The organism is Aeromonas sp. 600774, from assembly GCF_049175075.1.
Lineage (GTDB): Bacteria > Pseudomonadota > Gammaproteobacteria > Enterobacterales > Aeromonadaceae > Aeromonas > Aeromonas veronii_A.
Map to the genome: position 1 here is coordinate 682487 of NZ_JAAKUJ010000001.1, position 13827 is coordinate 696313.

General features: G+C 59.8%; 11 protein-coding genes. 7 read left to right on the top strand and 4 right to left on the bottom strand.

What is annotated here, in order from left to right:
• The first annotated feature begins 68 nt into the window (after window positions 1–68).
• Window positions 69–1754, top strand: coding sequence for an aspartate:alanine antiporter (locus G5171_RS02915; RefSeq protein WP_005345980.1), 1686 nt, complete (start codon window positions 69–71; stop codon window positions 1752–1754).
• Between the two features lie 310 nt (window positions 1755–2064).
• On the opposite strand, the gene fabB is transcribed toward G5171_RS02915, so the two are convergent.
• Window positions 2065–3276: a beta-ketoacyl-ACP synthase I gene (gene fabB, locus G5171_RS02920; protein WP_100645761.1), complete on the bottom strand. Its 1212-nt coding sequence runs from the start codon at window positions 3274–3276 to the stop codon at window positions 2065–2067.
• A 90-nt stretch (window positions 3277–3366) separates the two neighbouring features.
• Between fabB and mnmC the strand changes: the two genes are divergently transcribed.
• The gene (gene mnmC / locus G5171_RS02925) at window positions 3367–5385 is read left to right on the top strand and encodes a bifunctional tRNA (5-methylaminomethyl-2-thiouridine)(34)-methyltransferase MnmD/FAD-dependent 5-carboxymethylaminomethyl-2-thiouridine(34) oxidoreductase MnmC (protein ID WP_421259796.1); all 2019 of its coding nucleotides are present in this window, start codon (window positions 3367–3369) and stop codon (window positions 5383–5385) included.
• 95 nt (window positions 5386–5480) lie between these two features.
• Here the strand turns inward: mnmC and G5171_RS02930 are convergent, their stop codons facing one another.
• Together G5171_RS02930 and G5171_RS02935 are read right to left on the bottom strand one after the other, a co-directional pair.
• On the bottom strand, window positions 5481–6077 hold the full coding sequence (locus tag G5171_RS02930) for a DUF922 domain-containing protein (protein WP_337073813.1): 597 nt from the start codon (window positions 6075–6077) through the stop codon (window positions 5481–5483).
• A 183-nt stretch (window positions 6078–6260) separates the two neighbouring features.
• On the bottom strand, window positions 6261–6725 hold the full coding sequence (locus G5171_RS02935; RefSeq protein WP_421250046.1) for a hypothetical protein: 465 nt from the start codon (window positions 6723–6725) through the stop codon (window positions 6261–6263).
• A 195-nt stretch (window positions 6726–6920) separates the two neighbouring features.
• Between G5171_RS02935 and dcuC the strand changes: the two genes are divergently transcribed.
• The 5 genes from dcuC (at window position 6921) to G5171_RS02960 (ending at window position 13364) form a co-directional block, all read left to right on the top strand.
• Window positions 6921–8273 (top strand): anaerobic C4-dicarboxylate transporter DcuC, encoded by a 1353-nt coding sequence (gene dcuC / locus G5171_RS02940; protein WP_203116837.1) that lies wholly within the window; start codon window positions 6921–6923, stop codon window positions 8271–8273.
• A 91-nt stretch (window positions 8274–8364) separates the two neighbouring features.
• Window positions 8365–10011: a bifunctional metallophosphatase/5'-nucleotidase gene (locus G5171_RS02945; RefSeq protein WP_421250045.1), complete on the top strand. Its 1647-nt coding sequence runs from the start codon at window positions 8365–8367 to the stop codon at window positions 10009–10011.
• A gap of 186 nt (window positions 10012–10197) precedes the next feature.
• Entirely contained in the window at window positions 10198–11841 is a 1644-nt protein-coding gene (locus G5171_RS02950; RefSeq protein WP_421210163.1) for a hypothetical protein, read from the top strand.
• 144 nt (window positions 11842–11985) lie between these two features.
• The gene (locus G5171_RS02955; RefSeq protein ID WP_139407751.1) at window positions 11986–12489 is read left to right on the top strand and encodes a M48 family metallopeptidase; all 504 of its coding nucleotides are present in this window, start codon (window positions 11986–11988) and stop codon (window positions 12487–12489) included.
• Between the two features lie 65 nt (window positions 12490–12554).
• The gene (locus G5171_RS02960) at window positions 12555–13364 is read left to right on the top strand and encodes a DUF2927 domain-containing protein (protein ID WP_421250321.1); all 810 of its coding nucleotides are present in this window, start codon (window positions 12555–12557) and stop codon (window positions 13362–13364) included.
• A gap of 177 nt (window positions 13365–13541) precedes the next feature.
• On the opposite strand, the gene G5171_RS02965 is transcribed toward G5171_RS02960, so the two are convergent.
• A complete protein-coding gene (locus tag G5171_RS02965) occupies window positions 13542–13793 on the bottom strand; it encodes a DinI family protein (RefSeq protein ID WP_005333426.1) in 252 nt (83 codons plus the stop codon).
• Window positions 13794–13827: the final 34 nt, after the last annotated feature.

The following is a 13827-nucleotide window of genomic DNA, read 5'->3' on the forward strand; positions in this document are numbered from 1 at the left end:
TGCGCTTCTTTATTGGGGATAGATCCGGCACAATATCGGCCCCACTTTTTTCCTCGGTTTTTCCGGGCATGACCATAGATTTTGTGACACTGCTACATCAAAGCGACTCCCTGCTGCTCTTCGTGGTACTGGCTTTTGGCCTGCTGCTTGGCAAGGTGCGAATTGGCAACTTTCAGATTGGCAACACCATCGGCGTATTGTTCACCGCCCTGCTGTTCGGCCAGATGGGCTTCGAGTTTACGGCCACCACAGAAAACGTCGGCTTTATGCTGTTCATCTTCTGTGTGGGGATCGAGGCTGGCCCTCACTTCTTCAGCGTCTTCCTGCGCGATGGCATCCACTACATCACCCTGACCCTGGTGATCTTGCTGACGGCCCTACTGCTGACGGTGGGGCTGGCCAAGTTCTTCAATCTGGGACCGGGCATGGCAGCGGGGATCCTGGCTGGTTCTCTCACCTCGACACCCGCGCTGGTAGGTGCCCAGGATGCCCTGCGCAGCGGTCTGCTCAATCTGCCCCATCAGACCGACATGCAGGCGGTGCTCGACAACATGGGCATCGGCTATGCCCTGACCTATCTGGTCGGTCTGGTGGGCCTGATGCTGGTGGTTCGCTACCTCCCCTCGCTGGCACGACTCGACCTCAACACCGAGGCGCAGAAAATAGCCCGTGAGCGGGGCCTCTCTGACAGCGACAGCCGCAAGACCTACCTGCCCATCATCCGCGCCTATCGGGTTGGTCCCGAGCTCGCGGCCTGGATCGGTGGCCGTACCCTGCGGGAGACCGGCATCTACCCCCACACAGGCTGCTATGTGGAGCGGATCCGCCGTAACGGCATTCTCGCCAGTCCCGATGGGGATGCCGTCATTCAGGAAGGGGACGAGATCGCCCTGGTAGGCTATCCCGAGAGCCACGAGAAGCTGGACGTCAACTATCGCAACGGTAAAGAGGTGTTTGACCGTAACCTGCTCGACCTGCAGATCGTCACCGAAGAGATAGTGGTGAAAAACGACGCAGTGGTCGGCCGTCATCTGGTGGAACTCAACCTCACCGAAAAAGGGTGCTTCCTCAACCGGGTGGTCCGCTCCCAGATCGAGATGCCGTTCGATCGCAACATCATGCTGCAAAAGGGTGACGTGTTGCAGATCAGTGGCGAGAAACAGCGGGTCAAACTGCTGGCCAACAAGATCGGCTTTATCAGCATCCACAGCCAGACCACGGATCTGGTGGCCTTCACCACCTTCTTCGTACTCGGGCTGCTGATCGGCTCCGTCTCGCTGGTGTTCGGTCAGATTGAATTTGGTCTCGGCAACGCCGTCGGCCTGCTGTTGGCAGGTATTTTGATGGGCTATCTGCGTGCTAACCACCCTACCGTGGGTTACGTACCACCTGGCGCCCTGCGACTGGCCAAGGATCTCGGTCTGGCGGTCTTTATGGTGAGCACCGGTCTCAAGGCGGGTGGCGGCATCCTCGATCACCTGAGCGAAGTGGGGGCCGTGGTACTCTTCTCCGGTATGCTGGTCACCACCCTGCCGGTGCTGGTCGGTTACCTGTTCGGGGTCTGGGTATTGAAGATGAACCCGGCCCTGCTGCTTGGCGCCATTACTGGTGCCCGTACCTGCGCTCCCGCCATGGATGTGGTCAACGAGGCCGCCAACAGCTCCATTCCGGCGCTTGGCTACGCAGGTACCTATGCGGTGGCCAACGTGATGCTGACGCTGGCAGGCTCCTTTATCATCGGCTTCTGGTTCTAACCAGCAGCCATCAAGTTACCGCTAACAAAGAAGGGAGCCTCAGGTTCCCTTCTTGCTATCTGCCTTTCTCCCAAGTGCGGCGCAGGCTCATTGGTGTGGCGCCCCCCATCTGCGCTGAAATCTGCCACCAAACCACTCCCCCTATTCCACAATGGTCGATGCTCTGCTATGCTCTGCTCTGCTCTGCTCTGCTCTGCTCTGCTCTGCTCTGCTCTGCTCTGCTCTGCTCTGCTCTGCTCTGCAACGATTGATGGCAAATCCCGAAGACAAAAAAAGCGCCCTGAGGCGCTTTTTTCATATAAACCGGATATCAGCCTTTAAACTTGCTGAACACCAGAGAGGCGTTGGTACCGCCAAAGCCGAAGCTGTTGGACATGACGGTGTTGAGCTCGGCTGCTTCGTACTCACGCACGATGGGCAGACCTTCGGCCTTCTCGTCCAGGGTCTCGATGTTGATGCTGGGGGCGATGAAGCCGTGTTCCATCATCAGCAGGGAGTAGACAGCCTCGTGCACGCCCGCAGCGCCCAGCGCATGGCCGGTCATCGCCTTGGTGGCAGAGATCTTGGGACCGTTGGCGCCAAACAGCGTCTGGATAGCTTCCAGCTCTTTGGTATCTCCCACCGGAGTGGAGGTGCCGTGGGTGTTGATGTAATCAACCTTGCCCACACCCTGCATTGCCATCTTCATGCAACGCACAGCACCTTCACCGCTCGGCGCGACCATGTCATAACCATCGGAGGTAGCACCGTAACCGGTCAGCTCGGCATAGATGTGAGCACCACGAGCCAGCGCATGCTCCAGCTCTTCGATCACCAGAATGCCGCCGCCACCGGAGATGACGAAACCGTCGCGGTTCGCATCATAGGTACGGGACGCTTTTTCCGGTGTGTCGTTGTACTTGGTGGAGAGGGCACCCATGGCGTCAAACTGGATGGTAGAGGACCAGTCCAGCTCTTCACCGCCGCCGGCGAAGACCACATCCTGTTTGCCAAGCTGGATCAGCTCCAGCGCGTGACCGATGCAGTGGGCAGAGGTTGCGCAAGCTGAGCTGATGGAGTAGTTAACCCCCTTGATCTGGAACGGGGTGGCCAGACAGGCAGAGGTGGTGGAAGACATGGTGCGCGGCACCATGTAAGGGCCCACACGCTTGACCCCTTTCTCACGGGCGATGTCCACAGATTCCGAGGTATTCTTGCCGGAGGCACCACCAGAACCGACCACCAGGCCGGTACGCTCGTTGGAGACCTGATCTTCCGCCAGACCGGCATCTTCAATGGCCTGCTGCATGGAGAGATAGGCGTAGGCCGCAGCGTCGCCCATGAAACGCATGACTTTACGGTCGATCAGTTCAGACGGATCGAGTTTGATGTTACCCCAGACACGGCTGCGCAGGTTGTGCTGCTCGAACTGCTCGGAATAGGTGATGCCGGATTTACCTGCTTTCAGGGAGGCCAGCACTTCTTCCTTGTTGTTGCCGATACTGGAGATGACGCCGATACCGGTGATCACTGCTCTTCTCATTAATTCATCTCGTCTGGAAAAACTGGCGCCAAGTCTACCCGCTTTCGGCTGCCAAACTGGTCTGCTTTCACGTAGAATGCCCGCGATTTTGTGACGCGAGCCGAGGAAAACGTGAGTCAAACATCCTTACATCATGCCCGATTGGACTGGAATGAAGCGGGAACTCCTGTCTCCAGTGACTTCGGGGATGTGTACTTTTCCAATGATAACGGTCTAAGTGAAACCCGCTACGTCTTTTTGCAGCAAAACCGGCTACCTGCGCGATTTTCGCACCACGATAGTGACAGTTTCGTGATAGGTGAAACAGGTTTCGGCACAGGCCTTAACTTTCTGGCGACAATGCAAGCCTTCCTGGAACAGGCGCCTCAATCCGGCAACGGCTCCCGTCTGCACTTCATCAGTTTCGAGAAATACCCCCTGACCCGGGACGATCTGCGCAAAGCGCTGGCTGCCTGGCCTGAACTTGGCCACTTGAGTCAGGATCTTATCGCCCAATGGCCGCTGCCGCTTTCCGGTTGCCACCGCCTGCATTTTGCGGGCGGCCGCATTCGCCTCGATCTCTGGTTTGGCGACATCAAGGATATGCTGCCGCTGGTACCGCACCGGGCAGAAGGTCTGGTGGACGCCTGGTATCTGGATGGTTTCTCCCCGGCCAAGAACCCGGAGATGTGGACACAGGATCTGTTTGATGGTCTCGCTCGCCTCGCCCGTCCCGATTGCTCCATCGCCACCTTTACCTGTGCCGGTTTTGTCCGTCGCGGCCTGATTGCCGCCGGTTTTACCATGAAGAAGGTCAAGGGCCACGGTAGCAAGCGGGAGATGCTGGTAGGGGATCGCACCGACAAGCAGCCGCAGCATACCATAGTCCCCTGGTATGCCCGTCCTGCCGGACGCGCTGGCGAGGTGGTGATCATCGGCGGCGGCATCGCCTCGGCCATGACGGCGCTCTCTCTGGTGGAGCGGGGTCGCAAGGTGACGTTGCTGTGTGCAGATGGCGAACCGGCCACCGGCGCCTCGGGCAACCGCCAGGGTGCCCTCTATCCCCTGCTTAACGGCGAGCACGATGCGCTGTCACGCTTCTATTCGCTCGCTTTTGGCTATGCCCGCCAACGGCTGCAGGCGTTGGCCGAACGCCATCCTATCGCTTTCGAATTATGTGGAGTGACACAGCTCAGTTATGACGACAAATCGGCAGCCAAGTTGGCGAAAATGAGCCAGGGCCCCTTCCCGTCCGAACTGATGCATTCCCTCTCTACAGCAGAGGTAGAGCAGGTGGTTGGCCTGCCCTGTGGCCACAGCGGCGTCAGTTACCCGCAGGGGGGCTGGCTCTGTCCGGCCGATTTCACCCGCGCAGCTATCAAAGAAGCACAAGCCAGCGGGCTGCTGGAGGTCGTGTTCAAGACCGAGGTAGTCGCCATTGCCGAGCAGGCCGATGGCTGGCAAGTAGAAAGCCAGGATGGCCGCCACTGGCAGGCCCCCAATCTGGTGGTCGCCGCCGGTCACCAGTTGCCAGCACTGCTCCCCTTTGCCGAGCTGCCCCTCTATCCAGTGCGTGGTCAGGTGAGTCATGTGCCGACCACGGCCAGCTTGCGTCAGCTCAAGACCGTGCTCTGTTATGATGGCTACCTCACCCCGATGCACAACGATCAACACTGCATCGGTGCCAGTTATGGCCGCAACCAGAGCAGCCTTGAGTTTCGTGCCGAGGAGCACATCCAGAATCAGGTGCGGTTGCAAGCCTGCCTGCCGGAGCAAACCTGGCCCGCCGAGGTGGATGTGAGCGGCAACGAGGCGCGCGTGGGGGGGCGTTGCGCCAGTCGGGATCACCTGCCGGTGGTGGGGCCAGTGGCCAGACTGCAAGGTCTGGCGGATCACTATGCGCAGCTGCAGCATGATCAGCACAACGCCCAGCCGCTCCCCCTTCACCCCGGCCTCTATGTGCTGGGGGCGCTCGGTTCGCGAGGCCTCTGCTCGGCGCCGCTCTGTGGTGAGCTGCTCGCCAGCGAGATCTGCGGCGATCCCCTTCCGCTGGCCGCCGATCTGCTGGAAGCGCTCCACCCAGCCCGTTACTGGGTACGCAAGCTGCTCAAGGGCAAAGCGCTGGTCTAAACCGGACTCTGTAAACAAATAGAATGGCCGCCCATCGGGCGGCCATTCTATTTATCAAATCGTGCGATGCTGGATATTGCGTCTTGAGATAGCGCTCACTTGGGCCAGTGCACACCCAGCTGCTCGCCGTAACCAGTCTGACGCTGGAAATCGTCTACCCTTGCCTTAACCTTGTTCAATTCGCCACTGCCCGCAGCCCAGGCGGCATAGCGCAATGCCTGGCAATCTGCATGGCCTGGTAGTGCCGCAATCGCCCCGCCCACCTGATTTCCGCCTTGCAGCACCATCTCTTTGAAACGGGATTCATAGTCAAACATGCTGGAGAGCAGCCGCCCCCAGCGTTGGCGAGCAGGGTCACTCCCCTCCGAACTCTGACGCCAGCGGGGCAACAATACGGTGGCATGAGTCGTTACCGTAACCCGTTTGAGCTGGCAGCGTCCCGGCAACTGGTCGGTTTCCAACTGCCACTCCATCTGATAACTCGCCTTGCCGAGAACAGGCTTGCCGTTCACCTTGGGGGCACTCTGGGCAATCGCTCGGGCCAGTTGATCTGACTGGGCAGCGCTTATCTCATAAAAACGGACATTGATGCGGGACTCTGGCACCACTTGCGGCCGGCTCGGCTGAGCCTGACTCATCAGGGGTAACAGCAACAGCACGCTCCCCACTACTCCATAAACCTTGCTGACCATGCCAGACTACCTTCCTTGATTGCACGGGCGGAGTACCAACCTTGGTGAAACCCACCGCCACACAGATGACGGGTATAGCCTATGTGTGACCAAGAGGCGGCGCAATACAATGATGAGCCCAGAAATCAGAGCAAGCTCACAGGTTGCGTGAGCAAAGTATGGCACAAGGATGAAACTGTATTTTTATTGAGCAGCAGGACTGATGCGCTGCCAGTTGAGGTGATAGTTTTTCACATTGATGTCATGACCATCTATCTGAATAAAATGATCATTTTTAAGACGGTTGGCAAAAAAGTCCTGATCTGCCCCCTCATTGAGCCACAGTTCGCAAAGTCCCCGTTTTTCCTCTTTGGCATAGAATCTCGGGGTGACCAGCAGCGCGACCCCATCTACCCGAATGGCATGACGGGCCAGGCAGTTTGCTTCGGTGGTTTTGGATGCCAGCGCGGCAAAACGGGGTTTCTTCCCCTCGGCAACCACCAGTACGCCGTAAGAGTGAGGAGCCATGAGACGCCGCATGGCGACCGCCTGATGAGGACCGGTTTGATGAAAACCGTCATTGGTTACTGCAAACACGCAAGTAGGTGAAAATAGCATCGCGAGCAGGAAAAGAGAGCGTTTAATGCCTGAAAAATCACCAATCACCATATAAAAGCCTCAAAAGACAACCAAGGCTGGCAAGGGTAGGTAGCCAAACCCGCTGGGTAAAGTACCTTTACCTTTCTTTAATTCTGTTCATGGGGTTAAACGTTGATTTAGCTCACACAACATCCTGTTTCCAGTCGCCACTCTACCCCTATCGGAATAGACTCCCTCCACTCTCATCCAATCAGAAGGCAACATATGCTGGAACTCATCGTTGGCACCCTGGTCACCCTGGTGGTGGGCCGTGCCATTTTCAAAGGATACTCCGCGACCGGGGTGCTGCTGAGCGGCGGCTTGCTGCTGCTGGTCATCACCGCCATGATGGGCAAGCCGGTGCTGCCGAGCAAGGTAGTCAGCACCGGTTATATCGCAACCGATATCTTCGAATACGTCCGCTTCCTGCTCAATGACCGTGGCGGTGGACTGGGGATGCTGATCATGGTGCTGTGCGGCTTTGCCGGCTACATGAGCCATATCGGCGCCAACACCATTCTGGTCAAGCTGGCCAGCAAACCGCTTGGCATCATCAAGTCCCCCTATGTCCTGCTGGTGGCTGCCTATCTGGTGGCCTGCGCCATGTCGCTGGCGGTGAGCTCCGCCACCGGCCTCGGCGTGCTGTTGATGGCCACCCTGTTCCCGCTGATGGTCAACATGGGGATCTCCCGTGGCGCGGCAGCCGCCGTGTGCGCCTCGCCAGCCGCCATCATTCTGGCACCGACCTCCGGTGACGTGGTGATGGCCGCCCAGGCCGCCAACATGCCGCTGCTGGATTTTGCCTTCAAGCTGACCCTGCCCATCTCGCTGGTGGCGATCGCCTGCATGGCGGTGACCCACTTCTTCTGGCAGCGCTACCTTGATCAAAAATCCGGTGAGCACAACGAGCCGGTCGCCCCGGGTGATCTGGTGACGACTGCGCCCGCTTTCTACGCCATCCTGCCCTTTACCCCCATCATCGGGGTGCTGGTGTTTGACGGCAAATGGGGCCCGCAACTGGATATCGTCACCATCATCGTCATGTGCATGGTGTTGGCCAGCCTGCTGGAACTCGTGCGTATCCGCAATGGCAAGGAGCTGCTGGACGGTCTGCAGGTCTGCTGGCGCAACATGGCTGACGCCTTTGCCGGTGTGGTCATGCTGCTGGTCGGTGCCGGTGTCTTCGCCCAGGGTCTGATGACCATCGGCTTTATCGACACCCTGCTGGCTCACGCGCAGGATCTCGGCTCCGGCGGCCTGATCATGATGCTGTCACTGGTGGTGATCACCACCCTGGCCGCCTTCACCACCGGCTCGGGCAATGCCCCCTTCTACGCCTTCGTAGAGCTGATCCCCAATCTGGCCAGCAGCCTTGGCATCAACCCGGCCTATCTGGTAATCCCGATGCTGCAAGCCTCCAACCTGGGTCGCACCATTTCTCCAGTCTCCGGGGTGGTGGTCGCCTGTGCCGGGATGGGTAAGCTCTCGCCGTTCGAGGTGGTCAAGCGCACCAGTATGCCGGTCGCCGTCGGCCTGCTGGTGGTGATCGTCGCCACCCAGATCATGGTACCCGCCTGATCACTGGCCAGCCCGGCATCCTGCCGGGCTGGTATCCTCCCCCCCCTTTGCAGTAGACTCGGTGCTCATTTCCCCCCTAAGGAGGACCGAGATGAGTATTACGGTTCAACTTGCCCATTTCAGTGATTGCCACTCCCACTTCGATGGCGCGCCCATGAGCTTCTCCCCTGTCGGTGAAGGCCAGTGGCGCACCCAGTGCGGCGGTTATGCCCGGATCCTGACCCGACTGACCCAACTGCGTGCCCAAGCCGCAGCAGCTGGCCAGCGTTTTCTGTTTCTGCACGGTGGCGACTCCTTTCAGGGCTCGCTCTATTTCAACCGCTTCAAAGGGCGCGCCAACGCCGACCTGCTCGCCATGCTGGCCCCCGATGCCATGGTACTTGGCAACCACGAATTCGATCTAGGCAACGGCCCGCTGGTGGAGTTCTTGCGCCAGCTCGATTTTCCGGTGCTGGCCGCCAATCTGGATAACAGTCAGGAGCCTGCCGACACGCCGCTTGGGCTGTGGGATATTCCCCACCTCTACGACGCCCATCAGCCCTGGCATCGTCAGGTGATCGACGGGGTTCCCTTTGCGCTGCTCGGCATCACCCTCGCCCAGATGGCCGCCATCGCCAACCCGGATCCCCACACCCGTTTCCACGCAGTGGCTGACACCCTCAGCAAAGTGCTGCGGGAGATAAAGAGCGAAGGGATCCAGCATATCGTGCTGCTGAGCCACCTCGGGCTGGATCAGGACAAGCTGCTGGCCGAGCATTTCCCCGAGCTCAGCCTGATCATCGGTGGCCACACCCACAGCCTGCTGGGGGATCTCGCGCCGCTGGGTCTGCCAAGCGAAGGCAGCTATCCGCTGATGAACAACGGGGTGGCCATTTTGCACGCAGGCCACAGCGCCCTCTGCCTCGGCGTCTGCGAGCTCACCTTCGATAAGGCGGGCCGTGTCGTACAAAGTGAGGGGCAGCTGGAGTGGCTCCCCTGGCAACCCTGGCCGTTCGCCTCCACGCCACCCGCCGGGCTCACCTTCTGCGAGCCGGATCCACAGCTTGAACAACATCTGGCCAAACGCTATCGGCCAGAGATCGAGACCATGAGCCAGCGCATCGTCACCCGACTGGCAGCGCCACTGCACCATCAGCGGCTGCCGGATGCCACCTTGCCCCATGGCAGCCAACTCGCCCCGCTGGTGGCCCGCGCCATGCTGACCGCCGCCCGTGAACAAGTGGGTGAGGTAGACTTTGCCCTGCACAATGCTGGCGGCGTGCGCTGCTCGCTGGAGCCTGGCCCCCTGAGCGAAGCGGATATCGCCGGTCGCCTGCTGCCGTTTGCCATTCCCCTCACCCTCTATCGGGTGCACGGTCACGAGTTGGCGGAAGCGCTGGAGAATGCCATCGACAACGCCACCAATAACGGCGTGGTCGGCAATGGTAACGGCAGCTTCCCCTACACTGCGGGAATACGATTCACCTATCAGGCCAATCTGCCCAAGGGCCAGCGCATCACCCGACTGGAGTGGGAAGCCGCCCCCTGCCAGTGGCAAACGGTCAATGCCGAACAGGTCTATCGGGGGGTGTCAAGCGCCTATACCGCCTCCGGCAAGGAGGGTTACACCGCACTGGCGCGTACCCTGACCCAGCACAACCAGGAGCTCGGCATCACCCTGGCCGATGCTTTTATCCGCTGGGCTCGCCACCTGCCAGCGCTGGAAGCGCAGCCGCCTCTGGTTGAGTACTTCAGTTGATATCGGGGGATGCCTTTGCCACATCCCCCTGATGGCCTATATTGCCGCAGCCAGCGCCCGGTTTCCTTCCAGAACCGGGCTTTTTCGAGAATATTTTCCCCACACGGGCCCGCCCCATTGCATCGTACTCACTAGCTCGGCAAGATAGGCCCGCTTTCAAGACCAGCTGCAGGAACAGGCGACTTCATGAATCACTCCATCCGTTTCACTCCCCCTCGCGTCAACCCGGGCATCAAGCCAGCCATCGTGCTGCTGACCGCCCTGCTGGCGCTGCTCTTCTGTCTGCGCAACCCGCTTGTTTACGCCATGGCGCCGGGCTTTGATGCCTCGCTGTTCGCGGTGATGGGCAAGATGTGGAGCGAAGGGGGTGTGCTCTATCGCGACATGATCGACATCAAGGGGCCGATGATCTTCGCCCTCGATGCGCTGGGCTATGGAATGGGTGGTTTTGTCGGGATCTGGGCGCTGGAGTGGGTGCTATGCTGGCTCGGACTGCTAGCCAGCTGGCAAGCCTTTGCCCAACTTGGCCTCTCGTTCAAGGCGCGTCTCGGTGCCATGCTGGCGGTGTTGGCCCTCTACGGTACCCGTTACTACTACGGCAACATGACCGAGGACTGGACCTTCCATCTCGCCCTCATCGCCCAGTGGGCCTTTATCACCCTGCTGCTGGACAAGGGATTTCGCTGGTGGCCCGCGCTGGTGGCGGCCCTCACCTTCGCCATCGTCGCCTGGATGCGCACCAACAACGGCGCCTTCTGGGGGGCCTGGTATCTGGTGCTGTTCTGCCACTGGTGCCTGCACGAGAAGTGGCGCGACGCTATCTTGCTGCTCATCTCCAGCCTGCTGGGGCTGGCGCTGATTGGCGGCCCGCTTTACGCCTACTTCCAGCAGCATGATCTGCTGGCGGCCTTCAAATACTACGCCTTCGACATCTTCTTCGAGGGGAGCTATGGCAACGGCTTCTCTCCCATGGTGGGCGCCGTCGGCCTGCTGCGCACAGGCCTGGTGATGCTGCTGCCCGCCTTCATCATTCTGATGCTGAGCCGCCGTCAGGAGTGGTATCTGCCCGCCTTGCTGGCGACCCTGTTTGGGGTGCTGTTTACCCTGATCGCCAACTCGGTCTCCGGCCATGTGTTCGATCACTACGACGTACTCTATCTGCAACTGGCAGTGCTGCCGCTGGCAGTATTACTGGATCGCAGCGAACAGCAGGCTGATGCGATCGGCCTGCTCTGCATCTCGCTGGTGGTACTCACCGCCAGCTGGCTGCTGGCCCAGCAGCTCGCCTTTGGCTGGAGCACCAAGGAGTGGTCCCTCGAGCGAGTCAACGAGGTGCTCGGCACCAGCCTGCTGTGGGCGCTGCCGGTGCTGATCCTCATCCCCCTCTGGCGCGCCTGGGATGTGCGCAGTGCCACCCCCTGGCTGGCGACGCTGGCCATGCTGCTGCTGATGATCAACAACGCCTGGGAAGGGACCCTCAAGGGTCGCCCCTTCAATCCGGCGGCGCAGGTACGGGTCGATCGCATCAAGGCCGAGACCAGCCCGAGCGACAAGATCTGGGTCGATGGCATCCAGCCGCAATATTATCTCTGGACCGATCGCCAGCCGGCTTCCGCCTACCTCTTCTTTGCCAACGTCAATCCGCCCTATGACGTGCGTGAGCGGGTGCTGGCCGATATCCAGCGCCAGACTCCGAAGTTCATCATCGCCAAGCCGGACCGGGTGAGCGAGGAGCTGAAAAAACCGAGCTCCCCTTCCCATCTCGCCTTCTATCAATACCTGACCAGCCACTACGAAGAGGTGGATCCGGGTCTCTATCGCCGACGCTGATTGTCAATACGCCCCGCAGGGCGGCCATTGTTGCAATGGCCGCCCTTTTTCTTGCGCCAGAACGCCTTGCAGCAGCGGCCCGTAGTAGGCAAGCCCGCCCGAGATAACTACAATGACGCTCTTTTTGATGTAACGAGTGACACCATGGCGGAACTGACTTATCTGGGCGGCTATCCCGACCCTCTCAAGGCACAGGTACAGCAGTTGATTGCGGCAGGCAAGCTGGGGGAGATGCTGGCCAAACGCTACCCCGAAAGCCACCCGATCCAGAGCGATAAGGCGCTGCTTGCCTACACCATGGAGCTGAAGAACCGCTACCTCAAGAGCTCGGCCCCCCTGTCAAAAGTGGTGTTCGATGGCAAGATCAACGTGATCAAGGATGCCCTCGGCCTGCACACCTACGTCAGCCGGGTGCAGGGCAGCAAGCTCAAGGCCAAGAATGAGATCCGCATCGCCGCCCTGTTCAAGGAGGCGCCGCCCCCGTTTCTGAAAATGATCGTGGTGCACGAGCTGGCCCACATCAGAGAGAAGGATCACAACAAGAGCTTCTACCAGCTCTGCCAGCATATGGAGCCGGACTATCATCAACTGGAGTTTGATCTCAGGCTCTGGCTCACCTGGCGCGATATCGACAAGGCCAGCCGCTAGGCTGACACCCGTTTCAGGGAGGAAACATGTCATTTGCCGCCACCCGCTTTATTGCCACTTTGGTAATGACCAGCTTGGGCCGCGCAGCCCATCCCCGCTGCGCGTCACGCGGGCTGCTGGCCCTGCTGCTTCTGCTCGCGGGACACAGCGCCCGGGCCGATGAGCGCTGGCAGAGCGACAGCTATCTCACCGAGAGCTTTATGGCCATCGCCATGGAGCGGGAGTATGGCGAAGCCAGGCAGACCCGTTTTGCCCGCTGGCAACAGCCGATCCGGCTGCAGCTTGTCAACGAGTCGGGCGACAAACCCCTGCAGGCCGATGTGGTGAAGGTACAGGCGGCCCATCTGGCTCGCATCACCGGCCACCCCATCAGCATGGTGACCGCAAAGCCCAACCTTACCCTGATCATGACCGACTACAGCAAGATGAAGAGCTGGGCCAACCGCACCATGGGGGGCGATCCGTCGGTCGGGATGGCACTCAAGGAGGGACTCTGCCTGGCCAACTTTGCAACCAATGCAAAACACGAGATCAGCCGTGCCACCATCATCATTCCGGTAGACTACAGCCGGGCCAAGGGGCGCTTTCTCGACTGCGTGGTGGAGGAGTTCACCCAGGTGATGGGGCTACCCAACGACTCGGACAAGGTGTTTCCCTCCATCTTCAATGACAACAGCATCGACAGTTTCCTGACCGGCCTCGACTATGTGCTGCTCAAGCTAGCCTATCACCCAGCCCTCAAGGCCGGGATGAGCAGCGATGAGGTACGCGCAGCCCTGCCGCTCGCAATCAAGGATCTGCGCGCCAAAGGGGAGATCCGCGAAGCCAATCGCCGGGTGCAGCAGCAGAGCCTGAAAAGCTGGGCGGGGTTGTAACGGGCCTGGCTCACCCCAGAGCCAGACAAGCCACCGCGAACCTCTCACCACCCACAAAAAACGCAGCCACCTGGCTGCGTTTTTTGTTATCCGAGGATCAACGGTGCGTTATCGGGCATGCACGTTTATACGCCGCCCATGTATCCAACGCCCGTGTTATCCACTGACCGAGCGGGATCAGGATGCGACATTCTCTTCCGGCATCCAGCTCTCGGCGTTCTCCCACACCTCCTGCACCATGGCTTCGGCCAACTCTTTGTCTTCCTTACTGGCACGGCTGACGGTCAGAGCCATGGCACTGCCCGGCGCGACCCGCACATGGATGTCGGGGAATTTTTCACCAAGCTGCTTGAGCAGCTCCTGACGCAGCGCCTCCATGGTCGAGGTCGGGATCTGATGTTTTCTGTCGATGATGATTTCAAGACGCATAGGAAACTTCTCCATAATTTATAACTGTATTTTT

What these genes read in the sequence shown, in the direction of transcription:
- G5171_RS02915 (WP_005345980.1), top strand. Translation starts at nt 69, where the DNA reads ATGACCATAGATTTTGTGACACTGCTACATCAAAGCGACTCCCTGCTG.
- fabB (WP_100645761.1), bottom strand. Translation starts at nt 3,276, where the DNA reads ATGAGAAGAGCAGTGATCACCGGTATCGGCGTCATCTCCAGTATCGGC.
- G5171_RS02930 (WP_337073813.1), bottom strand. Translation starts at nt 6,077, where the DNA reads ATGGTCAGCAAGGTTTATGGAGTAGTGGGGAGCGTGCTGTTGCTGTTA.
- G5171_RS02935 (WP_421250046.1), bottom strand. Translation starts at nt 6,725, where the DNA reads ATGGTGATTGGTGATTTTTCAGGCATTAAACGCTCTCTTTTCCTGCTC.
- dcuC (WP_203116837.1), top strand. Translation starts at nt 6,921, where the DNA reads ATGCTGGAACTCATCGTTGGCACCCTGGTCACCCTGGTGGTGGGCCGT.
- G5171_RS02945 (WP_421250045.1), top strand. Translation starts at nt 8,365, where the DNA reads ATGAGTATTACGGTTCAACTTGCCCATTTCAGTGATTGCCACTCCCAC.
- G5171_RS02950 (WP_421210163.1), top strand. Translation starts at nt 10,198, where the DNA reads ATGAATCACTCCATCCGTTTCACTCCCCCTCGCGTCAACCCGGGCATC.
- G5171_RS02955 (WP_139407751.1), top strand. Translation starts at nt 11,986, where the DNA reads ATGGCGGAACTGACTTATCTGGGCGGCTATCCCGACCCTCTCAAGGCA.
- G5171_RS02960 (WP_421250321.1), top strand. Translation starts at nt 12,555, where the DNA reads ATGACCAGCTTGGGCCGCGCAGCCCATCCCCGCTGCGCGTCACGCGGG.
- G5171_RS02965 (WP_005333426.1), bottom strand. Translation starts at nt 13,793, where the DNA reads ATGCGTCTTGAAATCATCATCGACAGAAAACATCAGATCCCGACCTCG.